The organism is Pseudomonas sp. BIC9C (assembly GCF_034541995.1).
Classification (GTDB): domain Bacteria; phylum Pseudomonadota; class Gammaproteobacteria; order Pseudomonadales; family Pseudomonadaceae; genus Aquipseudomonas; species Aquipseudomonas fluorescens_CC.
Genome location: NZ_JAWDGM010000001.1, coordinates 385,454 through 409,570 on the forward strand (window position 1 = coordinate 385,454; position 24,117 = coordinate 409,570).

A 24,117-nucleotide genomic window follows, 5' to 3' on the forward strand; every position below is an offset into this window, starting at 1 on the left:
CCATTCAGCGTCGTTCGATTGGCACGAACTTGCGCTGTTCGACGCCGACGTACTCGGCGCTTGGACGGATGATGCGGTTGTTGGCACGTTGTTCGTACACGTGGGCGGCCCAGCCGGTCAGGCGTGAGCAGACGAAAATCGGTGTAAACAACTTGGTCGGGATGCCCATGAAGTGGTACGCCGAGGCATGGTAGAAGTCGGCGTTCGGGAACAGCTTCTTCTGCTCCCACATGGTCTTGTCGATGGCTTCGGACACCGGGAACAACACCTTGTCACCCACTTCGTCAGCGAGCTTCTTCGACCAGCCCTTGATCACCTCGTTGCGCGGATCGTTGTCCTTATAGATCGCGTGGCCGAAGCCCATGATCTTGTCCTTGCGCTCCAGCATGCCGAGGGTGCCCTTGATCGCGTCTTCCGGCGACGAGAAACGCTCGATCATTTCCATAGCCGCTTCGTTGGCACCGCCGTGCAGCGGGCCGCGCAGCGAGCCGATGGCTGCGGTGATGCACGAAAACAGGTCGGACAGGGTCGATGCGCAAACACGCGCGGTGAAGGTCGATGCGTTGAACTCGTGCTCCGCGTAGAGGATCAGCGAAACGTTCATCACCTTGACGTGCAGCTCGCTCGGCTTCTTGCCGTGCAGCAGGTGCAGGAAGTGTCCGCCGATGGATGGCTCGTCGCTCACGCAGTCAATGCGCTTGCCTTCGTGGCTGAAGCGATACCAGTAAGTCATGATCGCCGGGAAGGCGGCGAGCAGACGGTCGGTCTTGTCCTGTTGCTCGGAGAAGTTCGCCTCGGGTTCAAGGTTGCCCAGGAACGAGCAGCCAGTACGCATCACGTCCATCGGGTGGGCGTCGGCGGGGATGCGTTCCAGTACTTCCTTCAGCGCTTGCGGCAAGTCACGCAGCTTGCCCAGCTTGGCGATGTAGGCGTTCAGTTGCGCTTTGCTCGGCAACTCGCCGTACAGCAGCAGGTAGGCAACCTCTTCGAACTGCGCGTCAGCCGCCAGTTCACGAACGTCATAACCACGATAAGTCAGACCGGCACCCGACTGGCCCACGGTGGACAGTGCAGTTTGCCCGGCTACCTGGCCACGGAGCCCGGCGCCACTGAGTACTTTTGCTTCGGCCATTGCTGTCTCCAATTCTTGAATTTTTTTAGGGAAACCAATCTTTCATCTGTAGGAGCGAGCTCGCTCGCGATGGACGTCAATGATGACGCGGGAAAACTGATACCCCGCGGTGTATGGCCCACCATCGCGAGCCAGCTCGCTCCTACAGGTACACGGTGTTCATTATTTCTTCGCGGCAAACAACGCATCGAGCTTCTGCTCGAAGGTGTGGTAGTCGATGCGATCGTAAAGCTCCATGCGCGTCTGCATGGTGTCGATGACGTTCTGCTGCGTGCCATCGCGACGGATCGCGGTGTAGACGTTTTCTGCAGCCTTGTTCATGGCACGGAACGCCGACAGCGGGTACAGCACCAGCGATACATCGGCAGCAGCCAGTTGTTCGGTGGTGTACAGCGGCGTCGCGCCGAACTCGGTGATGTTGGCCAGGATCGGCGCTTTCACACGGTTGGCGAACAGTTTGTACATTTCAAGTTCAGTGATGGCTTCCGGAAACACCATGTCGGCGCCGGCTTCGATGCACGCGGCGGCGCGATCCAGGGCAGACTCCAGACCTTCCACCGCCAGGGCGTCGGTACGGGCCATGATCACGAAGCTGTCATCGGTACGCGCATCGACGGCTGCCTTGATGCGGTCGACCATTTCCTGCTGGGTCACGATTTCCTTATTAGGACGGTGACCGCAGCGCTTGGCGCCGACCTGGTCTTCGATGTGAATCGCTGCGGCACCGAACTTGATCATCGATTTGACAGTGCGAGCGACGTTGAACGCCGAGGAGCCGAAACCGGTGTCCACGTCCACCAGCAATGGCAGGTCGCAAACATCGGTGATACGGCGCACGTCGGTCAGCACGTCATCCAGACCGGTGATGCCCAGGTCAGGCACGCCGAGGGAGCCGGCAGCCACCCCGCCACCCGACAGGTAGATCGCCTTGAAACCGGCGCGCTTGGCCAGCAGCGCGTGGTTGGCGTTGATCGCGCCGACCACTTGCAGTGGATGTTCACTGGCGACCGCATCGCGGAAACGCTGGCCTGGTGTGCTCTTGTTCAAACTCATGACTCACCTCGTTTGGCTGTCGGGTTAACGCCGTCCTGGTAGTGACGGGCGATATTGCGTTTGGAGGCGCCGATGTGACGGCGCATCAACAACTCGGCCAGCTCGCCGTCACGGTCGGCGATGGCATCGAGAATACGGTGGTGCTCGGCGAACGCCTGGTGCGGGCGATTGGGCGTGGTGGAAAACTGGATGCGGTACATGCGCACCAGCTGATAGAGCTCGCCGCAGAGCATTTGGGTCAGCGTGCGGTTGCCGCTGCCCTGGATGATTCGGTAATGGAAGTCGAAATCGCCTTCCTGCTGGTAGTAGCCTCTACCGGCCTGGAACGCTTCATCGCGCTCGTGGGTTTCCAGGACGCGACGCAATTCGTCGATTTCCTCGACGCTCATGCGCTCGGCGGCGAGACGACAGGCCATGCCTTCCAGGGATTCCCGGATTTCGTAAAGCTCAAGCAGCTCGGCGTGATTGAGCGACACCACCCGCGCGCCGACATGCGGCACGCGAACCAGCAGGCGCTGGCCTTCCAGACGGTGGATGGCCTCGCGCAACGGGCCACGGCTAATGCCGTAGGTGCGCGCCAGCTCCGGTTCGGAGATTTTGCTGCCCGGCGCGATCTCGCCTTTGACGATAGCCGCCTGAATGCGACGGAAGACGTTCTCGGACAGGGTCTCCGTATCGTCTTGCGCTAAAACCGGGGGATCGAGTTGATCCAGCATATTGTCGACACCTTGTGAGCCAATGCCGCAAAAACTAACGAATACAGGCGGCACAGTCAAAGGTTAAATCGATATTGTCGACAATCTTCTGATAACCGGCTGCACCATAACGAAGCAACCTCACGGTTTATAGCCACCCGCCAGCGCTGGCGCCATCAAACCACCGTGCTAGAATGCCGCCCGCATTTGTTTGTCACATCTGCACTGCCTGTCATAAAACCCTGATAGGCATACGAGGGAGCTTGCGCAGCGATGCCAGGGCCTTGAATCAAGTCGGACCGCTGCGCACCAGGATTTATGAGACTCAAGCCCTTCCCTGCCTTCCTTTATTTACTTTGCCTGCCCGGCTTCGCAATGGCCGGGGAAAAGACCGTGTATGGCCTGAATGAGTACGCATCGCTCAATGGCATTGATCTGGAAGTGGCGGCCAAACTCGACACCGGGGCGAAAACCGCGTCCCTGAGTGCACGGGATATCAAACGCTTCAAACGCAACGGCGAGTCGTGGGTGCGCTTTTATCTGGCCATCGACGCCGCCCATACGCACCCGATCGAACGCCCGCTGGCCCGTGTCAGCAAGATCAAGCGCCGGGCCGGCGACTACGACCCGGAGGAAGGCAAGAAGTACACCGCCCGTCCGGTGATCGAACTGGATATCTGCATGGGCTCGGCCCTGCGCAGCATCGAAGTGAACCTGACCGACCGCAGCGCCTTCCAATACCCGCTACTGATTGGCTCCGAAGCGCTCAAGCGCTTCGATGCACTGGTTGACCCCAGCCTTAAATATGCTGCCGGCAAACCCGCCTGCACCACCGACGCTTATACCGCCGAGTAATTCAAATGCGCTCTCTTACCCTTCATCTGAAACTGCTGATCGCCATCCTGGTGGTGCTGGGCATTTCAGTTACGGCCTACCAGATCTTCGTGCTGGGCATCCCGGTAACCGAAGACGCCACCGACGACCTGTGGAACATCGACGCCAAGGTCGAGTTCGTCGCCAGTGCCAAGGACCCGGTCAAGATCCAGATGTTCGTGCCACCACTGAGCCGCGACTTCGTCAGCCTCAACGAGAGCTTCATCTCCAATAACTACGGCGTGGCCGTGAACCGGGTCGACGGCAATCGCAAGGTCACCTGGTCGGCACGCCGGGCCAAAGGCAATCAGACGCTGTATTACCGCCTGGTGCTGACCAAGCGTTATTCCGGTGAGAAAGCCAAGATCAAAGGTCCGACCTTTCGCGACAGCATGACCATCGAAGGCCCGGAAAAAATCGCCGCCGAAGCCCTGCTCGCACCGATTCGCCAGCACTCGGCCGACGTCGAAACCTTCGTCGGCGAAGCCATCAAGCGGGTCAACAACCTCAACGACGACAACGTGAAACTGTTGCTGGCCGGCGATCCATCCACCGCGCACAAGGCAAAAATCGTCGAGTTGCTGCTGTCCATCGCCCATGTGCCGATCGAGAAGGTCCACACCATCCGCCTGGTGGCCGACCAGCCGCAAATGCCGGAACTGTGGCTGCGCAGTTTCAATGGTACCGACTGGCTGTACTTCAACCCGGAAACCGGTGAGCAGGGCCTGCCGACCGACCGCCTGCTGTGGTGGACCGGCGACGAAAACCTGATCACCGTCGACGGCGGCAAGAAAGCCAACGTGACCTTCAGCCTGAACAACAGCGAAATGAACGCCATTCGCCTGGCCAAGCTGACCGACGAAAACACCGACGCCAACTTCCTCGAGTACTCGTTGTACGGCCTGCCGCTGCAAACCCAGCAGACCTTCATGATCATGGTGATGATCCCGATCGGCGTGCTGGTGATCCTGATCCTGCGCAACCTGATCGGCATCCAGACCCTGGGCACCTTCACCCCGGTGCTGATCGCCCTGGCCTTCCGCGAAACCCAGCTCGGCTTCGGTATCGCGCTGTTTACCATCATCACGGCGCTGGGCCTGTCGCTGCGCTCCTACCTCGAACACCTGAAGCTGCAAATGCTGCCGAGGCTGTCGGTGGTGCTGACGTTCGTGGTGGTGCTAATTGCGATGATCAGCCTGTTCAGCCATAAACTCGGCCTGGAGCGCGGCTTGTCGGTGGCGCTGTTCCCGATGGTGATCCTGACCATGACCATCGAACGCCTGTCGATCACCTGGGAAGAACGCGGCGGCGGCCATGCCATGAAAGTGGCCATTGGCACGCTGTTCGCCGCGTCCCTGTCACACCTGATCATGACCGTGCCGGAACTGGTGTACTTCGTGTTCACCTTCCCGGCGATCCTGCTGATCCTGGTGGCTTTCATGCTGGCCATGGGTCGTTATCGCGGTTATCGCCTGACCGAACTGGTGCGTTTCAAGGCCTTCCTGAAAGAGGCTGACGCCTGATGTTCGGCTTCTGGAAGACCTGGAAGGCCCTGGAAGCCCGGGGCATCATGGGGATCAATCGGCGCAACGCAGACTACGTGCTCAAGTACAACAAGCGCAGCCTGTACCCCATCGTCGATGACAAGATCATCACCAAGGAGCGCGCCATTGCCGCCGGCATTCATGTGCCGGAACTCTACGGGGTGATTTCCACCGAGAAGGAAATCGACAATCTCGAAGAGATCATCGGCGGGCGCAAAGACTTCGTGATCAAACCGGCCCAGGGCGCTGGCGGCGATGGCATCCTGGTCATCGCCGACCGCTTTGAAGGCCGCTATCGCTCGGTGTCCGGCCGGATCATCAGCCATGAAGAAATCGAGCACCAGATTTCCAGCATCCTCACCGGCCTGTACTCCCTGGGCGGTCACCGCGACCGGGCGCTGATTGAATACCGGGTGATTCCGGACCCGATCTTCAAGAGCATCAGTTACGAAGGCGTGCCGGACATTCGCATCATTGTTTTGCTGGGCTACCCGGTGATGGCCATGCTGCGCCTGCCGACGCGTCAGTCCAACGGCAAGGCCAACCTGCACCAGGGCGCCATCGGCGTCGGTGTGGACCTGGCCACCGGCCTGACCCTGCGCGGCACCTGGCTGAACAACATCATCAACAAACACCCGGACACCACGAATGCCGTGGATGGCGTGCAACTGCCCTACTGGGACGGTTTCATGAAGCTCGCCGCTGGCTGTCATGAGTTGTGCGGGCTGGGCTACATCGGTGTCGACATGGTCCTGGACCAGGAAAAAGGCCCGCTGATTCTTGAGCTCAACGCCCGGCCAGGGCTGAATATCCAGATTGCCAATGACTGCGGGCTGACGTCGCGCACTCATGCGGTGGAAGCACGACTGGAAGACCTGAAGGCTCGTGGCGTGACCGAAACGGTCGAAGAGCGCGTGGCGTTCGTGCAGGAGATGTTTGGGCATATTCCTGCGGTCGTGGGTTGATCACCTTCTCCTGTAGGAGCGAGCTTGCTCGCGAAAAACGCCAGGACAACGCGGGGATTCAGACAGCCCACGTCATCGTTGACGACCATCGCGAGCAAGCTCGCTCCTACAATCCCCTCTAGGAGCAATTCTCCGAGGGGACTACAATCGCCACCCCGCCTCGATGGCTGATCTCCCCCGCCCATGCTGACCTGTTCCGTACACCCGCTGCCCTATCGCGCCAACCCCGCCCAATACTTCGCGGCGATTCGCCATGCTCCCGGTGCCGTGCTGCTCGACAGTGGCCGCCCCAGCGCCGACCGCGGTCGCTATGACTTGCTCAGTGCCTGGCCGCTGGAACAGCTGACGGTATCGCCCGACGAAAGTGGCGACGCTTTCCTGCAACGCCTGCGCGATAACCTCACACGCCTGGGCGAAGCCACTCTGCCGGCACCTTATGAGTTGCCATTTGCCGGTGGATTGATCGGCTACCTGAGTTACGACTTCGGCCGGCATCTGGAGCGCCTGCCGAGCCAGGCACGGGATGACCTGCAACTGCCTGACGCGCGTTTCGGCCTGTACGGCTGGGCCTTGATCAGCGATCACCTTTCGCTGACCAGCCAATTGGTGTTCCACCCGACTCTGCCTGGCAGTGAACGTCAGCGCCTGATCGATCTGTTCAGCCAGCCCGCAGCGGAAGTGGTCGCTCCATTCAAACTGCTCACCCCGATGACTGCCGACTTGAGCGCTGACGAGTATCAACAGGCAATCGAACGCATCCAGCAATACATTCAGGCCGGCGACTGTTATCAGGTCAACTTCGCCCAGCGTTTTCGCGCGCCCTGCCAGGGTGATCCCTGGGCCGCTTACTGCGCACTGCGCGCAGCGTGCCCGACGCCTTTTTCCGGCTTCCAGAGCTTGCCTGACGGCGATGCCGTACTCAGTCTGTCGCCGGAACGCTTCGTCAAAGTCAGCCAGCGCCACGTGGAAACCCGCCCGATCAAGGGCACTCGACCTCGAGGCCTGACACCTGAGCAAGACGCCGCGAACGCCGCCGAACTGCTGGCCAGTCCCAAGGATCGCGCAGAAAACCTGATGATCGTCGACCTGCTGCGCAATGACCTCGGCCGAACCTGCCGCACCGGTTCGGTACGGGTGCCGGAATTGTTCAGCCTGGAAAGTTACCCGAACGTGCATCACCTGGTGAGCAGCGTCACCGGTGAACTGGCGGATGATCGCGATGCCCTGGACCTGATCGCCGGCAGTTTCCCCGGCGGCTCGATCACTGGCGCGCCAAAGATTCGCGCCATGCAGATCATCGATGAGCTGGAGCCAACCCGGCGCGGACTGTATTGCGGTTCGTTGCTGTACCTGGACGTGCGCGGCGAGATGGACAGCTCCATCGCCATTCGCAGTTTGCTGGTCAAGGACGGGCAGGTGTGTTGCTGGGGTGGCGGCGGGATTGTCGCGGATTCCGAGTGGCAGGCTGAGTACCAGGAGTCGATCACCAAGGTGAAGGTGCTGCTCGACACCTTGCAAAACCTGTAGGAGCGAGCCAGCTCGCGATGGTCGTTAACGATAACGCTGGAAACCTGACACCCTGCGGCGCTCTCAGGTTCATCGTCGGAACGCCGCCCGGAGCAGGCTCGCTCCTACAGGGAATGTGCTTACAAACTCAGGGCCCGATTCGAAGCCTTGATGAATTCCTGCTTCAGCTCTTCAAAACTGTGCACCGCCGGGAACTGCGGGAACTCGCGAATCACGTTGTCCGGCGCATGGAACAGAATCCCGACATCGGCCTCGCCCAGCATCGTGGTGTCGTTGTAGGAATCCCCCGCCGCGATCACCCGGTAGTAGAGGCTCTTGAAGGCCAGGACCGACTGACGCTTGGGATCTTTCTGACGCAATTGATAGCCAGTGACTCGCCCGCTGTCGTCAGTAATCAGACGATGGCAGAGCAAGGTCGGGAAGCCCAGTTGGCGCATCAACGGCTGGGAGAACTCGTAGAAGGTGTCTGACAGGATGACCACCTGAAAACGCTCGCGCAGCCAGTCGACGAACTCGATGGCACCGTCCAGCGGCTTGAGCGTGGCGATCACTTCCTGAATGTCGGAGAGCTTCAGGCCGTGCTCGTCGAGAATCCGCAGGCGCTGCTTCATCAGCACGTCGTAGTCGGGAATGTCCCGGGTGGTGGCCCTGAGGGACTCGATCCCGGTTTTTTCGGCGAAGGCGATCCAGATTTCCGGGACCAGCACACCTTCAAGATCCAGACAGGCAATTTCCACAAGACACTCCCATTTGTATTGATTATTGAGTCGAGCGAGCAAAAAGACTGCCGAACTCTAGCGACTCGGGCCTGCCTGCGCAACGCAGAGGATGCCCCGGCCCGTGCTGCTTTTTGTTACCATCGGCCCATATAGAGCGCCCAGCGCCACCGACCTGTAGGAAGCCGCCCTGATGAGCCCAACGTTCGACGTCGTGGAACTCGCCACGACCTATGCCAACAAATCCGCCCAGGACATCCTGAAACTCGCGTTTGCCGAGTTCGGCGATGACCTGTGGATATCTTTCAGCGGCGCCGAGGACGTGGTGCTGGTGGACATGGCCTGGAAGCTGAACAAGAACGTCAAGGTGTTCAGCCTCGACACCGGCCGCTTGAATCCCGAGACCTACCGCTTCATCGATCAGGTGCGCGAGCACTACAAGATCGACATTGAGCTGGTGTCGCCGGACTACACGAAACTCGAACCTTTCGTGAAGGAAAAAGGCCTGTTCAGCTTCTACAAGGACGGCCATGGCGAGTGCTGCGGCATCCGCAAGATCGAACCGCTGCGCCGCAAGCTGTCCGGCGTGAAAGCCTGGGCCACCGGCCAGCGTCGTGACCAGAGCCCCGGCACCCGCAGTGCCGTCGCGGTGATGGAAATCGACACCGCGTTCTCCACTCCGGAACGCACCCTGTACAAGTTCAACCCGCTGGCGCAAATGACCAGCGAAGAGATCTGGGGCTACATCCGCATGCTGGAACTGCCTTACAACAGCCTGCACGAACGCGGCTTCATCAGCATCGGCTGCGAACCCTGCACCCGCCCGGTACTGCCGAACCAGCATGAGCGCGAAGGCCGCTGGTGGTGGGAAGAAGCGACGCAGAAGGAATGCGGGTTGCATGCGGGGAATATCATCAGCAAGTCCAAAGCCTGATCCCGAGCCTTGTGATACCCCTTTGTAGGAGCGAGCCTGCTCGCGATGGACGTCAACGATAACGCGTGCTGCCTGAGTGCCCGCGTTACTCGGAGTTTTTCGCGAGCAAGCTCGCTCCTACAAGGTTTTCGTACCGCCCGTAAATGTGTACACACAAATGTCACCATCGGTGCCATTTGTGTGTGCACTTTTAGTTTCAGCGCCCCAAAAAGTTACATCCCTCTCCGTGACATGCGCCGCCATGCCCTCCTGAATCCCTTCCTTAAAATAAATACCTGTTCAATCGGTCAATTTAAATTTTCTATTTTTCAGTAGCTTGACGAAAAACCATAACAAAACGAAATGAGCAGTGCCTTTCATAGAACTCTCCACTGGCATGGTTCTGGCTTAAGTGCATACATGTTTTGTATACAATAAATTCAAAACATACACACACTTTAGATCCGCAAGCCTGAAGCGCCCTATCCCGTACAGGCTGCAGATGCCCCGTAACCAATGATATTCGCCACCCGCGACGAAGATTTGTCGAGCCAAGGCTCATGCACAGTCATCGCGATGTCGAGCATCAGGAGCCTGCCGGAATGCGTACTAATCTCTCCAATAACAACATCGCACTGGATCTACCCTCCTCCCATTCCACCCACATCGCCGACAATCAAGCGCATCACTGCCCCGTCGTGCTCAGTCCCCGACTGCACAACAAAGACCTGGCGCCGACCAAGGCCGAAGGCCGGCGCTGGGGCCGCTACAGCATCTTTGCCCTGTGGACCAACGACGTTCACAACATTGCCAACTATTCCTTCGCCATCGGCCTGTATGCCCTGGGCCTGGGCGGCTGGCAGATCCTGCTATCCCTGGGGATCGGTGCGGCGCTGGTGTATTGCTTCATGAACCTGTCCGGCTACATGGGACAAAAGACCGGGGTGCCGTTTCCGGTCATCAGCCGGATCAGTTTCGGCATTCATGGAGCGCAGGTTCCTGCGTTGATCCGCGCCGTGATCGCCATCGCCTGGTTCGGTATTCAGACGTACCTGGCGTCCGTAGTCTTTCGCGTGTTGTTGACGGCAGTCCATCCCGGGTTCGCCGACTACGACCACAATTCGATCCTGGGTCTGTCGACCCTCGGCTGGGTGAGTTTCGTCGCAATCTGGTTCGTGCAACTGGCGATCCTTGCCTACGGTATGGAGATGGTGCGGCGCTACGAAGCGTTTGCCGGCCCGGTGATTCTGCTGACTGTCGCCGCCCTCGCTGCCTGGATGTACACCCAGGCCGACGCGACCATTGCCTGGTCGATCCGTGAACCGCTGACTGGCGGAGAGATGTGGCGCAACATCTTTGCTGGCGGCGCATTGTGGCTGGCGATCTACGGTACGTTGATCCTCAACTTCTGCGACTTCGCCCGCTCTTCGCCGTGCCGCAAGACCATCAAAGTCGGCAACTTCTGGGGCCTGCCGGTGAATATTCTGGTGTTCGCCGCCATCACCGTCCTGCTGTGCGGCGCGCAATTCCAGATCAATGGCCGGATCATCGAAAGCCCGACCGAAATCATCGCCTCGATTCCCAACACCTTCTTCCTGGTGCTCGGCTGCCTGGCGTTCCTGATCGTCACCGTGGCGGTGAACATCATGGCCAACTTCGTCGCCCCGGCGTTCGTCCTCAGCAACCTGGCCCCGAAGTACCTGACCTTCCGCCGCGCCGGGCTGATCAGCGCGACCATCGCCGTGCTGATCCTGCCGTGGAACCTCTACAACAGCCCGCTGGTGATCGTGTACTTCCTCTCCGGCCTCGGTGCCCTGCTCGGCCCGTTGTACGGCGTGATCATGGTCGACTACTGGCTGGTACGAAAAGGCCGGATCAACGTGCCGCAGTTGTACAGCGAAGACCCCAACGGCGCGTATTACTACAGCCGCGGCGTCAATTTACGCGCGGTGGCGGTGTTCATTCCTGCAGCTTTGATCGCCATCGTCCTGGCATTGGTACCGGGCTTCCACAGCGTGTCGCCGTTCTCCTGGCTGATCGGTGCCGGGATCGCCGGAATGCTCTACCTGATCATCGCCAAGCGCCAACCGCACTATGCCGATGTCAGTGGCGAATCAATCGCGGTCGACAACGTCAGCCATTAATCCTGTCGCGGCCCGACATTGTCGGGCCGCAGAACCACCAGCAATAAGGACTCCCCATGCGCATTCTCGTGGTCAACGTCAACACCACCGAATCCATCACCCAGGCCATCGCCCGCTCGGCGCAAGCCGTCGCGTCGCCCGGCACGGAAATCGTCGGCCTCACCCCGCATTTCGGCGCCGACTCCATCGAAGGCAATTTCGAAAGTTACCTGGCGGCCATCGCGGTCATGGATCGGGTGATGTCCTACGACCAGCCCTTCGATGCGGTGATCCAGGCCGGTTACGGCGAACACGGCCGTGAAGGCCTGCAGGAACTGCTTAACGTGCCGGTGGTGGATATCACCGATGCCGCCGCCAGCACGGCGATGTTCCTCGGTCACGCCTATTCCGTGGTCACCACCCTCGACCGCACCGTGCCGCTGATCGAGGATCGCCTCAAGCTCTCCGGCCTCTGGGATCGTTGCGCCTCGGTGCGGGCCAGCGGTTTGGCCGTGCTGGAACTGGAACACGAGCCGCAGCGCGCACTGGAAGCCATCGTGCATCAGGCCGAACTGGCGGTGACCCAGGACAAGGCCGAAGTGATTTGCCTGGGCTGCGGCGGCATGGCCGGGCTGGACGAGCAGATTCGCCGGCGCACCGGCGTGCCGGTGGTGGATGGCGTGACGGCAGCGGTGACCATCGCCGAATCGCTGGTGCGACTGGGGTTGTCGACTTCGAAGGTGCGGACTTACGCAACACCGCGACCGAAAAACATCATTGGCTGGCCGGCGCGGTTTGCGCGCTGAGTTCGCAACTATTGACCGAGGCGCAGCCTTCGCGAGCAAGCCCGCTCCCACACTGGATCTCCAGTGAATACAATTTTTGCATTCACAACAGATCAAATGTGGGAGCGGGCTTGCTCGCGAAGAGGGCAACTCGGTCTAGAATCTGGCTCAAACCGCACTGAACCTCTGCCCCAACCCCCGCTCGGCAAACTGCTCAATGATGAAATCGACAAACGCCCGAGTCTTGCCCGGCAGCAGTTTGTGTTCGGCGTAATAGATGGAGGTGTAGCCGTCGTCGATGTACCAGTCCGGCAACACCCGCTGCAACCGGCCCGATTCCAGATAGCCCGCAGCAAACGGCATGCTCACCAGCGCAATGCCCAGCCCCTGCGCGGCCGTGGCGCAGGCCGCCTCGGAATCGCTCATGGTCATCCGCGCCTTGAGCGTCAACGGGCTGTGCTGGTGATTGCGATGGGTCAACTGCCAGGAACGCACACGACCGGTTTGTGGCGAGCGGATCAGTATCCCGTCATGGTGCTTGAGGTCATCCGGCTCGCTGATCGACGCATGAGCCTCCAGGTAAGCCTGCGAAGCCACCAATACCCGATGCGCCGGGCTCAGCCTGCGCGCCACCACGCCCTGGGGTAATTCGAAGCCGCCGCCAATTGCCGCATCGAAGCCCTGCCCGATCAGATCGACCTGGCGGTTATCGAAGTGCCAGTCCGGGTTGATCGCCGGGAATCGCCGCAGAAACTCGCCGAGCATCGGCACAATGTACAAACAGCCGAACACCGTCCCCATGCTGACTTTCAAAGTGCCCGCCGGCTGCCCTCCGGCACTGGCGAGATTGGCCACGGCATTCTGGATCGTGTGCAGGCTGGCGCTGACTTCGCCGAGAAACAACTGACCGGCCTCCGTCAGGGTCAGGCTGCGCGTGCTGCGCTGAAACAATCTGACGCCCAGGCGTGCCTCGAGCTTGGCGACGCTCTTGCCCACCGCCGCTGGGGTCAGACTCAAGCGTCGCGCCGCTTCGGCAAAGCTGCCGACCTCGGCGCTGCGCACAAAGCATTCGATACTGCTGAAGGTTTCCATAGACGCCACTATAAACTTTTGGTTTACACAGACTATCTCAACTATGGTCTACACAGCATGTAATCCCGAATCGATACTAGGCTCCATCAACCGGGACATCTCGCCTCGGGACTTGGAGATCGACATGACTACTCAGAACCTCAGCGGCAAAGTGGCATTGATTCAAGGTGGTTCCCGCGGCATCGGCGCAGCCATCGTCAAGCGCCTGGCTGCTGAAGGCGCGACCGTTGCCTTCACTTATGTCAGTTCGACGGCCAAGGCCGAAGCACTGCAAGACAGCATCACCGCCAGGGGTGGCAAGGCCCTGGCCATCAAGGCTGACAGCGCCGACGCCGAGGCGATCCGCGGTGCCGTGTCCGCCACGGTAGAAGCCTTCGGTCGCCTGGATATCCTGGTCAACAATGCGGGTGTACTGGCCATCGCGCCGCTGGCCGAGTTTAAACTCGAAGACTTCGACCAGACCCTGGCCATCAACGTGCGCAGCGTGTTCATCGCCACCCAGGCCGCCGCCAGACACATGACCGAAGGCGGTCGCATCATCAACATCGGCAGCACCAACGCCGACCGCATGCCCTTCGCCGGTGGTGGCCCGTACGCCATGAGCAAGTCGGCACTGGTCGGCCTGACCAAAGGCCTGGCCCGTGATCTCGGCCCGCAAGGCATCACCATCAATAACGTGCAACCGGGTCCGGTCGACACCGACATGAACCCGGCCGACGGTGACTTTGCGGAAAGCCTGATCCCGATGATGGCCGTTGGCCGTTACGGCAAGGCCGAAGAGATCGCCAGCTTCGTCGCCTACCTTGCCAGCCCTGAAGCCGGCTACATCACGGGGGCCAGCCTGACCATCGACGGTGGCTTTGGCGCCTGATGCGTTAAACGCAGTCAACATGTGGGAGCGAGCCTGCTCGCGAAGGCAGTATGTCAGGCAACATAGATGTCGTCTGATCTACCGTTTTCGCGAGCAGGCTCGCTCCCACATTTGTTTGCGTGCGCCTACAACTCTTCCGGATCAGGCCAGTTCCAGCGCCGGCAAACCAAAAGCGCCCGGCTCGAACGCCTTCAACGTACGAAGAATGCCATCGGCATGTGCGTACCTGGCGTCGGCCATTGCCGCATCCGGAATCGCAATCGCCGTCATCCCCGCCGCTTTCGCTGCGGTGACACCAAAGGGCGAATCCTCGAACACCAGGCAATCCTCGGGCGCGACGCCCAGGCGCCGCGCCGCCGTCAGGAAAATATCCGGTGCCGGCTTGGCCGCGCCCACCTCGGGGTCATCGGCGGTGACGATGAAGTCGAACAAGGCGAACCAGTCGCGGTGCAAGGTGGTTTTCTGGCCGAACGACTGGCTCGAAGAACTGGTGCCGACCGCAATGGGAATGTTGTTGGCCTTCAGATGCCGTACCAGCTCCTGTGCGCCCGGCATCGCCTGTGCTGTAGGAAAACGCTCGCGCATCAGCGGCTCACGGATCACAAGAAACTCTTGCGCCGTAATCGGCAAGTCCAGTGCTTCAACCACATAGCGCGCCAGATCGCCCGCGCCCCGACCAATGATGTTCTGTTTGATGCTCCAATCGAACGTTCGGCCGTAACGCGCAGCGATGATGGACGTGACTTCGGTGTAGATGCCCTCTGTGTCCAGCAACAAGCCGTCCATATCGAAAATCACGGCCTTGATCGGGCCGAATGCTTTCAGTGGTGCATTCATCGCATCTGATCCGTTTTCTGAGGCATCCCGGGCAGTTCAGGAACGGCCTGATGCCCGAATGGATTAAAGGATTCAGCAGCATAGCGAGCGCCGCTGGCTCAGAGCAACGATGAAATCCCGATCCACGCCGAATGGCCCTACGTTATTTAAAGAATCGCCCTACACCAAACGCCAACTTTCCTGACTTCTTTCCTTGCTGATCCCCCGCAGAGTCTCGCGTTCCACACTCCGCCAAGCGAAAGTCTGCCGATGTTCGATCCCCAAAAGGTATTGACATGCCCCGCCAGCAGCCCCTTGATGCGGGTGCACAGGATCGAAACCGGCGAGCGCACTGCCACCCACAACTGCCCGGTATCGATGGTTACCGGTGAAGTACTGCTAACCCGGACCGACGGCACCCTCGACGGAATCTTGCCGTTCGACTTCACCCGTCTCTATCGCACCAGTGCCGTCGAACTCGACAGTGGCCTCGGTTTTGGCTGGAGCCATTCGCTGTCCCAGTACCTGAAACTCCACGGCGAGCAGGTGCTGCGGATCGACCCCGAAAACCGCCGCACGCCATTTCCGCGGCCGACGGCCGCGCGCCCGCTGATCCACAACAGCCTGTCGCGGGCGGCGATTTACCTCGGCGAGGCGCCGGACGAACTGATCCTCGCCCTGGCCGGCGACGTGGCGCGTTTCCATCACTTCCGCGACGGCCGACTCAGTGCGATCAGCGACGCCTACGGCAACCGCCTGACGATACAGCGTGACCGCTTTGACCGGATTCAGCGCCTGGACAATGGCGCCGACCGCGCCCTGCTACTGCGTTACGACCTCAAGCACCTGGTGGCCGTCGACTATCAGGTGTTTCAGCGCAGCGGCTCCGAGGCGTACACCTGGCGGACCGAACAGACACTGGTCAGCTACCGCTACGACGCCCGCCAGCGTTTGATCGAGGCGACCAACGCCGCGGGTGAAAGCGAGCGCTATGACTACGACGAGCAGCACGTCATCCTGCAACGGCAACTGGCTGGCGGCGCGAGTTTCTTCTGGGCGTGGGAACGCTCCGGCAAGGCAGCTCGCTGCATCCGTTACTGGGCCTCGTTTACGCAGATGGAAGTGCGTTACATCTGGGACGATCAGGGCCATCTGATCGCACTGCTTGCGCCGGATGAGGCGCCCATGTCCTACGAGTATCGTCACGGCTTCCTACACACCCACACCCACAGTCAGGCGAGGTGGAGCTACCGGCGCAATGCCCAAGGGGACATCACTGCCGTCACCGATCCCGACGGGCAGATCACCCGCTATTTCTACGACCCGCAGGGACGCTTGCTGACGATCCGTTTCCCCGACCAGAGCAGTCACCGGTTTGTCTGGAACGCCTTGGGACAATTGCTGGAAGAGACCCTGCCGGACGGTGCTCTTCGCACTTTTTCCTACGATGCATTGGGGCGGCGGATTACCCAACAGGACGAACACGGTGCCGTCACCGGTTATGAGTGGGACGCCGTGGGCCGACTGACCCAGACCACGCTGCCCACCGGTGCCCGCCGTGCCTGGCGCTATAACGCCTACGGCCAGGTCACCGCCAGAACCGACGAACTGGGGCGGGTAACCCGTTACGAATACACCGACGACCTGCACTTGGTCAGCCGTCGGATCAACCCCGACGGCAGTGCACTGAAGTACCGCTACGACCATGCGCAATTGATGCTCACAGAGATCGACAACGAGGTCGGCGACACTTACCGGCTGGACTATACCCCGGGCGGACTGATCCGACAGGAAACCGGTTTCGATGGCCGTCGTACCGCCTACAGCTACGACCTCAATGGCCAGTTGCTGGTGAAAACCGAGTTTGGCGACGACGGCTCACAGCGGGTGACTGGTTATCAACGTGACAACGCTGGGCGGCTACTGGTCAAAACTCTGCCCGATGGGATCAAGGTCGAGTACCGTTACGACAACCTCGGGCGACTGGTCAACGTCGATGACGGCCAGGACCATCCGCTGGAATTCGAATACGACCGCCAGGACCGGCTGATCACCGAGCATCAGGGTCCGGGGACCCTGCGTTACGGCTATGACCCCGGTGGTCGGCTCAAGCGCATACGCCTGCCGGATGCCTGTGTCCTCGTCTACCACCACACCAAGGGGGCGCCCTGACTGCCATCGATCTCAACGGCACGCGCCTGACCAGCCATCGTTTTGTCGGTAGGCGCGAACAGCAACGCCAACAGGGGCTGCTGCTCAGCGATTATGCCTACGACGAGCAAGGCCGTTTGCAGGCCCATGCCGTCAGCAAAAAGCAACGACCGCTGTACCACCGCGAGTATGCCTACAGCACCAAGGGCAACCTCCTGCAAATTGCCGACAGCCGCCACGGTTCACGCCGCTACCAATACGACTCGCTCGACCGCCTGACCGGCGTGCGCCACACCCGCGACCCGTCCACAGAGAACTTCACTCACGACCCGGCCGGCAACCTGCTGATCCACGACCGCCCCGGCCCTCGCGTACTCCAGGGCAACCGCTTGCGCCGCCGCTGCGACAGCCACTACGACTACGACGCCTTCGGCAACCTGATTCGCGAATGTCGCGGTATGCCGGCCCAGATCACCGAATACACCTACGACAGCCAGCACCGCTTGATCGGCGTCAGCACCCCGGACGGTAAAAGTGTCAGCTACCGCTACGACGCCTTCGGTCGGCGCATCCGCAAAACCGTCGACGGCCAGACCACGCAATTCTTCTGGCAAGGCGACCAGCTCATCGCTGAAAGCGGCCCCCGGCACTACCGCAGCTACGTCTACGAACCCGACACCCTCCGCCCGCTGGCGCTGCTTGACGGCAAAGGTCGGGGAGACGCCTGTCCGTTCTACTACCAACTCGACCACCTCGGCACCCCGCAGGAACTGACCAGTTATGCCGGCGCCATCCTCTGGTCGGCCAAATACACCGCCTACGGCAAACTCCGCGAACCGAGCCACAGCGACGACAAACGGCTTGAACAACCGCTACGGTTTCAGGGGCAATATTTCGACGCTGAGAGTGGCCTGCACTACAACCGGCATCGCTACTACCATCCGGACATCGGTCGTTATCTGACGCAGGATCCGGTCAAGTTGGCCGGTGGCTTGAACCCGTATCGATACACCCGCAACCCGACAGGATGGGTGAATCCGTCGGGGTTGGACGGGAATTGCCCGCAGGCGAACAAGCCGGGATGCCTGGCGACGAATCGGGAGGGAGTGGCAAAGGTTGATGAAGGTGAGCCTGATGCGCCCGCTCCAAAAACTCCAAATAAACACTTGTATCGCGGGGGCTCACGGGAGCCCTGGGAAATCCATGAAACTGCAATTGAACCCGTTGGATCGACTGCTTAAAGCAATCGGGCCCCGGGCTTCCTCACTGTCGTTTCGTAACAGCTATCTCACCCGATCCATCGGCACCGGCAATGACTTGGTGATGGACGCATTCGATCCGGCAACACGGTTCGATCAATCTTCGTCCTCTTCCTCATCTTCAAAATCAATGTTCCCCACATCGCCCGCATCATCAGCATCGTTGAGCGGCACCGTCGCATCATCCATCAGCGATCCCGGGTCTTCATTGCCGGGATCGTTGATAAACGGCAGTCCGCTCGGGCCTTTTTCTTCCTTGCCTTCGGTTTCCGCAGTCATGGCATGCCTCGCTTAACTAGTGATGCCTCTTGTGGTGCTTGTTCGAGTGTTTATGACCGTTACCGGAATGGGAATGACCGCTGTCACTCCCCAGATCATTGCCGACCGCGCCGCCTGCTGCACCGCCAAGACCCGCGCCGATGGCCGATCCGGTCGAACCGCCCAGACTGTTGCCGACCACCGATCCACCCGCCGCGCCCAAACCACCGCCGATCGCCGCTTCGGTGCGACTGTGCTTGGGCGCGGCAACGGCACTGCCGGCCGCTCCGCCGACACCCGCGCCAATCGCTGCGCCAGTGCTGCCACCCACCTGGCCACCGACAACGTTGCCCAACACCCCACCAAGACCACCGCCTACCGCGGCATCTCCGTTACCTCCCGCCAGCGCCACCTGAGAGACCAGCAATCCAAAAACAATCGCCGGCAACATCAATCGACGAGCATTCAGGCTTCCGTTTTTCTTGCCGTTGGTTACAGGGTTCATGGTACGCCTCACATTCTTGGGGGGTATGGATGATTTGAGCCATTGCGGCGTAAAACGTTCACATACGAAAAAGCCCGGCATCAAGCCGGGCTCTTTTCAAATCTGGATCAGGATCAGTGACGCTTGTGACCATTGGCCAGGTTGCTGCCTACGCCGCCGCCCAATGCACCACCCAGGCCTGCGCCGATGGTGGCACCGGACTTGCCACCGAGGCTGTTACCGATCACCGAACCACCGGCCGCACCGACACCGCCACCGATCGCAGCGCTGGTGCGATGACCTTTTTTGGCGGCAACTGCGCTGCCCGCCGCGCCAGCGACGCCTGCACCAATCACTGCGCCAGTGCTGCCGCCCATCTTCTGGCCGACCACGTTACCCAATGCGCCGCCCAAGCCACCGCCCAGCGCGGCAGTGCCGTCACCAGCCATTGCACCTTGAGCAACCAGAAGCCCCAGAACCAGAGCAGGCAGTGTTAAACGCATGACAAAAACCTCAAAAAATAGGGGTACACAAAAAGAGGGGCGAGATTGAATGCTTTTGCGCGGATAAAGTCCAGCACGCCGGTCCAACTTCGCGATTGGCGACGATTGGACAGCATTTTGGGAAAAGGTTTTATGGCGGGCAAAAAAAAGCCCGCAGGGGAACGGGCCAGGTGTTGCTTTCTAACGGATGAGTCGAGATTACGGAGGGAGCTGTGAAAAGTTTGTGAAAGATCAGCCGCCTGAAAATATTGTCATGCAGCCCATTCAATCATCAAAAACCCCGCTCAATGACGGGGTCTACTTGTGTTCGTTTACTTCCTGACCGGTGCTGTCACCTTGGGCAGGAATTTGCCCTTCAGTACCCGGCACGCCCTGGTCTTGATCTTGTCGACCTCTGTCTGGTCCTCGCCGAAACTGGCCACATACTGGGTCTGGCCACACCGCACGGAATTGTTGATCGGAAACTCTGCGCCATCGTCCTCGATATACGGATCAGCCATCTCATCACCCCTTTCAAAAAGCGGGATCGACACCGGCAAGCCCTTTTGCCGAAAAAATATCGATCACCACGGTTTTGGAGACTAGCCGGTCACTAATGGACTTGCCGTTCGGATTTCCCCGTGACCGACGAATGGCCTCGCTCTTTCACCGTAACTTGACTGCAGTCCCGGTCACAAACACCACGACCATCCCGCCCTTGCCGGCCGGCATGCTGATCGCATAATCAATCCCGACCACCGCATCCGCCTGAAGCGCCCGTGCCCGCTCCTTGATCTCATCGGTGGCCTGAATGCGCGCTTCCTTCAACGCTCGCTCCAGTGTCTGGGAGCGTCCGCCGAAAAAGTCGCGCATCCCGGCAAACACGTCACGGACGACGTTGATCCCTTGCACTGACTCGGCGCTGACGATGTCCAGATAGGCCGTAATTTGCCGACCTTCAATGGAATGGGTGGTGGTGGTGATCATTACTGTTCCTTCCTGTTCAGATATTCAGCCAACGCATCGAACGCCGGCAATGTCACGGGATCATTGGCGGAGTTGCTGGCCACCGGATGGGATGCGTAGCGAACGATGACCATCCCGGCCTTCGGGTCGACATAGATGCGCTGCCCATGGACCCCACGCGCCATGAACGCCCCGCCCTCCTTGTTCGTCACCCACCACATCGACCGGTAACTCCAGTCTTTGAGTAATGTGTACCCCGCCTTGGCGAAAGCCTGTTTATCACCGCCGCCACGGATATCCTCGATCACCGCCTGCGGCACGATCTGCTGACCGTTGAACCGACCGCCGTTACGCAACATCTCGCCAAACCGCGCCAGATCCCGCAACCCGGTATTCAGGCCACCACCAGCGAATGGCGTGCCGATGGAGTCCACGGTGAAATAGCCATCCTGTTCGGCACCCAACCGGCTCCAGATGTTCTCCGACAGCAGTTGCGCAACATTGCGACCGGTGGCGCGGGCAATGACCCAGCCCAACACGTCGGTGTTGACGGTTTTGTAGGCAAACGCTTCGCCGTGCGCACCTTGCGGTTGCACCGTCTGCAGAAACTCGAAGTAACTGCGAGGGCCGTCATAACCCTTGGGTTTGGGCAACGGGCTGCCTGCCCTGGCATGGGCCCAGACCTCGGCATCCGGGTCTGCGTAGTCCTCGCTGTATTTGAGGCCCGTGGTCATGTCGAGCACCTGGCGTACCGTGGCGCTACCAAACGCAGAATCCGCCAGTTCCGGAACATATTCGGCAACGCGCTTGCCAGCATCGATGCGCCCCTCCGCCACCAACATGGCACCCAGCGTGCCGACTACGGACTTGGTCACCGACATCGCGGCGTGTTGGCCGTCCGGTTTCAACACGCCGAAATAACGCTCGTAGACAACTTTCCCGCGGTGCATCACCACAATGCCATCGGTGTAAGTGGCCGCGAGGGATTGCTCCCAGGTGATCGGTGCCTTGGCGCCAAGGGGGACGAAACTGATCTGGTCGATGTCTTTGCGCAGCGCTGTCTCCAATGGAACCGGTGCGCCCAGGCCCCGTGAAACATTGATCGTCGGCATCAGCTGCCGAAAATTCGAAACACTCCAGCGCATTGCCGGAAACTGGAAATAGCTGCCGTCTTCAAATCGTACAGTGCGATCAGCAGGGGGTGGCGAACCTGCCATCCAACCCAATCTGGCGGGGTCGCTGGCTTCAGCGTCGGGAAAGGTTACGGGGGCAGATGCGAGAGCCAGTGCGGACATGGCAACAAGCGACACAGCCACGATGAACCTGACAGCACCGCGAAAACTGGCGCGAGGATGGAGCATGATGGCGATTCCATTCGAAGAGTTTGAGCAGTCTAACAGCCGGATCGGCTTGGTCACCCGCGCCAATGCCAGGGCGCCACTTTCCACTGCTATGCTGTTAGCGTCGATTCTCTACACTGGAGACGAGCAGCATGAAAGCAGAAGGCAATCATTTCCCCTTCACTTTCAAGGCTATTGCCTACTCGACCGGAGGCTTCCTTGTCGCCTTGGTATCTGCCACAAAGCTGCTCGACACTTACTTCGACATGACGCTGTTGGCAGATACCAAGGGCTGGCTGCTACAGGCGTGGAAGTGGCTTCTGTTAGAAACGCCAATACCGAATTGGTCGCTGCTGACGATTATCGCGGCTTCAATCAGCACTCTGACTTTAGCGATTTACTACTACCGCACCCCTGACGGCACTTACGGCGAGCTACATGAGATAGAGCGAAAAGTTTACAAAACGAACAACCCTCAGTTTCCGCAGTTGACAGATAACCAAACGCTGCTGATGGAAGCTTTGGCCTATCATGCAAACTTTAGAAAAATTGCAAATCTAGACTCGGTTTGCAAACTTGTCTCACTCAGCAAATTGGAAGTTGAAGACGGTCTAAAGCAACTCCAGGCTAAACGTCTTGTGAAGCAAAAAGTGACACGGGGTACGTTCGGCGCCACCTTTTTTGAACTTACCCTGGCAGGTAAGGACTATGCGTTAGAGCGATTCAAGCTCACTTAGTGGAGACACACAGGGTCGGCGAAAGGTATGGATCGGAGTGGCGGAAGGCGGGATGTAATGAGCAGTACAATCGAGTAGTACGGCTGAAAAAGAAAAACCCCCGCAAACCATTGATTTGCGGGGGCTCTCAGAATGTGGCGGTGAAGGAGAGATTCGAACTCTCGATACAGTTTCCTGTATACACACTTTCCAGGCGTGCTCCTTAAGCCACTCGGACACTTCACCGTATCTCTTCAAACATGTTCTGTCTGTCGAGGCGCGCTAATGTAGTCGAAAGCTTTTCCGATGGCAAACATTTTTTTCAGAATTTTCATGCGGTTAACGCGATTCAGCGTTTACGGTCGCTCGAGGCCATGGCAAACCGGCCAATCTCCGGCTTCGCCCCCTCTTCTATATAGAGGGGAATGTACAGCAGGCATGGCGGGCTACGCCTGGCAGGCAGGTAAAGGGTGACTGGCGGGTCAGTCACGGCGCTTTACCTGGCCGGCGGCGGTGGGTAACGTCTGCCCAACTTTATTGAAAGGAATAGCGTCATGAGTGAGTTGATTTCCTACCATCTCGAAGACGGTATCGCGACCCTGACCTTGAGCAATGGCAAGGTCAACGCCATCTCCCCGGATGTGATTGCCGCGTTCAACGCTGCGCTGGATCAGGCCGTGACTGATCGTGCGGTGGTGATCATTACCGGCCAGCCGGGCATTCTCTCCGGCGGTTATGACCTGAAGGTGATGACAGCCGGCCCTAAAGAAGCCGTGGCACTGGTGACCTCCGGCTCGACACTGGCCCGTCGCCTGCTGTCGCACCCCTTCCCGGTGATCGTTGCGTGCCCGGGGCATGCTGTGGCCAAGGCGCGTTTTTGCTGTTGTCGGCCGACTATCGCATCGGTGTTGACGGCCCGTTCAGCATTGGCCTGAACGAAGTGCAGATCGGCATGACCATGCACCACGCCGGTATCGAGATTGCCCGTGACCGCCTGAACAAAGTGGCGCTGCAGCGTTCGGTGGTCAACGGCGAGATGTTCAATCCACAAGGCGCCGTGGCTGCAGGTTTCCTGGATGTCGTGGTGGCGCCTGAAGAACTGCAAGGCGCGGCACTGGCGGCGGCTCGCCAGTTGAAGAAGATCAACATGACCGCGCACAAGAACACCAAGTTGAAAGTGCGCAAAGCGCTGCTGGAGGCCCTGGACAACGCGATCATCCAGGACCAGGAGCATTTGGGTTAAGCCCGGACCTGCTACAACGAAAAGCCCGACCGTCGTGTCGGGCTTTTTCATACATGTCTGTGTTAAACGCCTGTAACCGCTCTAGACCGTATCTGACCGATTAGTCGGAAACA

22 protein-coding genes, 1 tRNA gene and 2 pseudogenes are annotated in these 24,117 nt (G+C 59.7%); 11 read left to right on the top strand and 14 right to left on the bottom strand.

Annotated elements, in window-relative coordinates; translation table 11 throughout:
- Positions 1-4: 4 nt before the first annotated feature.
- From prpC to RS887_RS01795, 3 genes are all read right to left on the bottom strand, one after another.
- On the bottom strand, positions 5-1,132 hold the full coding sequence (gene prpC, locus RS887_RS01785; RefSeq protein ID WP_322614161.1) for a 2-methylcitrate synthase: 1,128 nt from the start codon (positions 1,130-1,132) through the stop codon (positions 5-7).
- 162 nt (positions 1,133-1,294) lie between these two features.
- Complete coding sequence (gene prpB / locus RS887_RS01790; protein ID WP_008017616.1) at positions 1,295-2,185, bottom strand: methylisocitrate lyase; 891 nt, start codon at positions 2,183-2,185, stop codon at positions 1,295-1,297.
- The gene (locus RS887_RS01795; RefSeq protein WP_008017617.1) at positions 2,182-2,901 is read right to left on the bottom strand and encodes a GntR family transcriptional regulator; all 720 of its coding nucleotides are present in this window, start codon (positions 2,899-2,901) and stop codon (positions 2,182-2,184) included. Before RS887_RS01795 ends, prpB begins: the two co-directional genes overlap by 4 nt.
- Positions 2,902-3,198: 297 nt before the next feature.
- On the opposite strand from RS887_RS01795, the gene RS887_RS01800 reads away from it, so the two are divergent.
- From RS887_RS01800 to pabB, 4 genes are all read left to right on the top strand, one after another.
- On the top strand, positions 3,199-3,735 hold the full coding sequence (locus tag RS887_RS01800) for an ATP-dependent zinc protease (protein WP_322614162.1): 537 nt from the start codon (positions 3,199-3,201) through the stop codon (positions 3,733-3,735).
- A gap of 5 nt (positions 3,736-3,740) precedes the next feature.
- On the top strand, positions 3,741-5,276 hold the full coding sequence (locus RS887_RS01805; RefSeq protein WP_322614163.1) for an inactive transglutaminase family protein: 1,536 nt from the start codon (positions 3,741-3,743) through the stop codon (positions 5,274-5,276).
- On the top strand, positions 5,276-6,262 hold the full coding sequence (locus RS887_RS01810; RefSeq protein WP_322614164.1) for an alpha-L-glutamate ligase-like protein: 987 nt from the start codon (positions 5,276-5,278) through the stop codon (positions 6,260-6,262). Before RS887_RS01805 ends, RS887_RS01810 begins: the two co-directional genes overlap by 1 nt.
- 183 nt (positions 6,263-6,445) lie before the next feature.
- Positions 6,446-7,789: an aminodeoxychorismate synthase component I gene (pabB, locus tag RS887_RS01820; protein ID WP_322614165.1), complete on the top strand. Its 1,344-nt coding sequence runs from the start codon at positions 6,446-6,448 to the stop codon at positions 7,787-7,789.
- Between the two features lie 119 nt (positions 7,790-7,908).
- Here the strand turns inward: pabB and thrH are convergent, their stop codons facing one another.
- A complete protein-coding gene (gene thrH, locus RS887_RS01825; protein WP_322614166.1) occupies positions 7,909-8,526 on the bottom strand; it encodes a bifunctional phosphoserine phosphatase/homoserine phosphotransferase ThrH in 618 nt (205 codons plus the stop codon).
- A 172-nt stretch (positions 8,527-8,698) separates the two neighbouring features.
- Between thrH and RS887_RS01830 the strand changes: the two genes are divergently transcribed.
- The 3 genes from RS887_RS01830 to RS887_RS01840 all read left to right on the top strand — a co-directional run bounded on the left by RS887_RS01830 (position 8,699) and on the right by RS887_RS01840 (position 12,347).
- A complete protein-coding gene (locus RS887_RS01830) occupies positions 8,699-9,439 on the top strand; it encodes a phosphoadenylyl-sulfate reductase (RefSeq protein WP_322614167.1) in 741 nt (246 codons plus the stop codon).
- A gap of 581 nt (positions 9,440-10,020) precedes the next feature.
- Entirely contained in the window at positions 10,021-11,562 is a 1,542-nt protein-coding gene (locus RS887_RS01835; RefSeq protein WP_322614168.1) for an NCS1 family nucleobase:cation symporter-1, read from the top strand.
- A gap of 56 nt (positions 11,563-11,618) precedes the next feature.
- Entirely contained in the window at positions 11,619-12,347 is a 729-nt protein-coding gene (locus RS887_RS01840) for an aspartate/glutamate racemase family protein (RefSeq protein ID WP_008017624.1), read from the top strand.
- Between the two features lie 147 nt (positions 12,348-12,494).
- Here the strand turns inward: RS887_RS01840 and RS887_RS01845 are convergent, their stop codons facing one another.
- Positions 12,495-13,418 carry a LysR family transcriptional regulator gene (locus RS887_RS01845; RefSeq protein WP_322614169.1) on the bottom strand — a complete coding sequence of 308 codons (924 nt, stop codon included), beginning with the start codon at positions 13,416-13,418 and terminating at the stop codon, positions 12,495-12,497.
- Between the two features lie 124 nt (positions 13,419-13,542).
- On the opposite strand from RS887_RS01845, the gene RS887_RS01850 reads away from it, so the two are divergent.
- Entirely contained in the window at positions 13,543-14,289 is a 747-nt protein-coding gene (locus tag RS887_RS01850; RefSeq protein WP_322614170.1) for a 3-oxoacyl-ACP reductase family protein, read from the top strand.
- A gap of 141 nt (positions 14,290-14,430) precedes the next feature.
- Here the strand turns inward: RS887_RS01850 and RS887_RS01855 are convergent, their stop codons facing one another.
- A complete protein-coding gene (locus RS887_RS01855; protein WP_111282601.1) occupies positions 14,431-15,126 on the bottom strand; it encodes an HAD-IA family hydrolase in 696 nt (231 codons plus the stop codon).
- Positions 15,127-15,456: 330 nt separating this feature from the next.
- Here RS887_RS01855 and RS887_RS01860 point away from each other — a divergent pair.
- A pseudogene (locus RS887_RS01860) lies at positions 15,457-18,491 on the top strand (RHS repeat-associated core domain-containing protein); the annotation flags it as partial.
- A 120-nt stretch (positions 18,492-18,611) separates the two neighbouring features.
- Here RS887_RS01860 and RS887_RS01865 read toward each other — a convergent pair.
- From RS887_RS01865 to RS887_RS01890, 6 genes are all read right to left on the bottom strand, one after another.
- A complete protein-coding gene (locus RS887_RS01865) occupies positions 18,612-18,794 on the bottom strand; it encodes a hypothetical protein (RefSeq protein ID WP_322614171.1) in 183 nt (60 codons plus the stop codon).
- Between the two features lie 16 nt (positions 18,795-18,810).
- The gene (locus RS887_RS01870) at positions 18,811-19,278 is read right to left on the bottom strand and encodes a YMGG-like glycine zipper-containing protein (RefSeq protein ID WP_322614172.1); all 468 of its coding nucleotides are present in this window, start codon (positions 19,276-19,278) and stop codon (positions 18,811-18,813) included.
- Between the two features lie 113 nt (positions 19,279-19,391).
- Positions 19,392-19,760 carry a bacteriocin gene (locus RS887_RS01875; RefSeq protein ID WP_102672845.1) on the bottom strand — a complete coding sequence of 123 codons (369 nt, stop codon included), beginning with the start codon at positions 19,758-19,760 and terminating at the stop codon, positions 19,392-19,394.
- Between the two features lie 311 nt (positions 19,761-20,071).
- Complete coding sequence (locus RS887_RS01880; protein ID WP_032829518.1) at positions 20,072-20,260, bottom strand: hypothetical protein; 189 nt, start codon at positions 20,258-20,260, stop codon at positions 20,072-20,074.
- A 145-nt stretch (positions 20,261-20,405) separates the two neighbouring features.
- Complete coding sequence (locus tag RS887_RS01885; RefSeq protein ID WP_322614173.1) at positions 20,406-20,726, bottom strand: YbjQ family protein; 321 nt, start codon at positions 20,724-20,726, stop codon at positions 20,406-20,408.
- Positions 20,726-22,000, bottom strand: coding sequence for a serine hydrolase domain-containing protein (locus RS887_RS01890; RefSeq protein ID WP_416339946.1), 1,275 nt, complete (start codon positions 21,998-22,000; stop codon positions 20,726-20,728). Before RS887_RS01890 ends, RS887_RS01885 begins: the two co-directional genes overlap by 1 nt.
- Before the next feature lie 197 nt (positions 22,001-22,197).
- Between RS887_RS01890 and RS887_RS01895 the strand changes: the two genes are divergently transcribed.
- Positions 22,198-22,782 (top strand): hypothetical protein, encoded by a 585-nt coding sequence (locus RS887_RS01895; RefSeq protein ID WP_322614175.1) that lies wholly within the window; start codon positions 22,198-22,200, stop codon positions 22,780-22,782.
- Positions 22,783-22,917: 135 nt separating this feature from the next.
- On the opposite strand, the gene RS887_RS01900 is transcribed toward RS887_RS01895, so the two are convergent.
- Together RS887_RS01900 and RS887_RS01905 are read right to left on the bottom strand one after the other, a co-directional pair.
- Positions 22,918-23,007, bottom strand: a tRNA-Ser gene (locus RS887_RS01900).
- Between the two features lie 103 nt (positions 23,008-23,110).
- A complete protein-coding gene (locus RS887_RS01905) occupies positions 23,111-23,251 on the bottom strand; it encodes a hypothetical protein (RefSeq protein WP_322614176.1) in 141 nt (46 codons plus the stop codon).
- A 64-nt stretch (positions 23,252-23,315) separates the two neighbouring features.
- On the opposite strand from RS887_RS01905, the pseudogene RS887_RS01910 reads away from it, so the two are divergent.
- Positions 23,316-24,004: pseudogene (locus RS887_RS01910) on the top strand (crotonase/enoyl-CoA hydratase family protein).
- The last annotated feature ends 113 nt before the right edge of the window (positions 24,005-24,117 follow it).

Coding starts and splice junctions, on each gene's coding strand:
- RS887_RS01870 (WP_322614172.1), bottom strand. CDS start 19,278: ATGAACCCTGTAACCAACGGCAAGAAAAACGGAAGCCTGAATGCTCGT.
- RS887_RS01810 (WP_322614164.1), top strand. CDS start 5,276: ATGTTCGGCTTCTGGAAGACCTGGAAGGCCCTGGAAGCCCGGGGCATC.
- RS887_RS01895 (WP_322614175.1), top strand. CDS start 22,198: ATGAAAGCAGAAGGCAATCATTTCCCCTTCACTTTCAAGGCTATTGCC.
- prpB (WP_008017616.1), bottom strand. CDS start 2,185: ATGAGTTTGAACAAGAGCACACCAGGCCAGCGTTTCCGCGATGCGGTC.
- RS887_RS01800 (WP_322614162.1), top strand. CDS start 3,199: ATGAGACTCAAGCCCTTCCCTGCCTTCCTTTATTTACTTTGCCTGCCC.
- RS887_RS01880 (WP_032829518.1), bottom strand. CDS start 20,260: ATGGCTGATCCGTATATCGAGGACGATGGCGCAGAGTTTCCGATCAAC.
- pabB (WP_322614165.1), top strand. CDS start 6,446: ATGCTGACCTGTTCCGTACACCCGCTGCCCTATCGCGCCAACCCCGCC.
- RS887_RS01850 (WP_322614170.1), top strand. CDS start 13,543: ATGACTACTCAGAACCTCAGCGGCAAAGTGGCATTGATTCAAGGTGGT.
- RS887_RS01830 (WP_322614167.1), top strand. CDS start 8,699: ATGAGCCCAACGTTCGACGTCGTGGAACTCGCCACGACCTATGCCAAC.
- prpC (WP_322614161.1), bottom strand. CDS start 1,132: ATGGCCGAAGCAAAAGTACTCAGTGGCGCCGGGCTCCGTGGCCAGGTA.
- RS887_RS01885 (WP_322614173.1), bottom strand. CDS start 20,726: ATGATCACCACCACCACCCATTCCATTGAAGGTCGGCAAATTACGGCC.
- RS887_RS01835 (WP_322614168.1), top strand. CDS start 10,021: ATGCGTACTAATCTCTCCAATAACAACATCGCACTGGATCTACCCTCC.
- RS887_RS01795 (WP_008017617.1), bottom strand. CDS start 2,901: ATGCTGGATCAACTCGATCCCCCGGTTTTAGCGCAAGACGATACGGAG.
- RS887_RS01865 (WP_322614171.1), bottom strand. CDS start 18,794: ATGACTGCGGAAACCGAAGGCAAGGAAGAAAAAGGCCCGAGCGGACTG.
- RS887_RS01805 (WP_322614163.1), top strand. CDS start 3,741: ATGCGCTCTCTTACCCTTCATCTGAAACTGCTGATCGCCATCCTGGTG.
- RS887_RS01840 (WP_008017624.1), top strand. CDS start 11,619: ATGCGCATTCTCGTGGTCAACGTCAACACCACCGAATCCATCACCCAG.
- RS887_RS01855 (WP_111282601.1), bottom strand. CDS start 15,126: ATGAATGCACCACTGAAAGCATTCGGCCCGATCAAGGCCGTGATTTTC.
- RS887_RS01875 (WP_102672845.1), bottom strand. CDS start 19,760: ATGCGTTTAACACTGCCTGCTCTGGTTCTGGGGCTTCTGGTTGCTCAA.
- RS887_RS01845 (WP_322614169.1), bottom strand. CDS start 13,418: ATGGAAACCTTCAGCAGTATCGAATGCTTTGTGCGCAGCGCCGAGGTC.
- RS887_RS01890 (WP_416339946.1), bottom strand. CDS start 22,000: ATGTCCGCACTGGCTCTCGCATCTGCCCCCGTAACCTTTCCCGACGCT.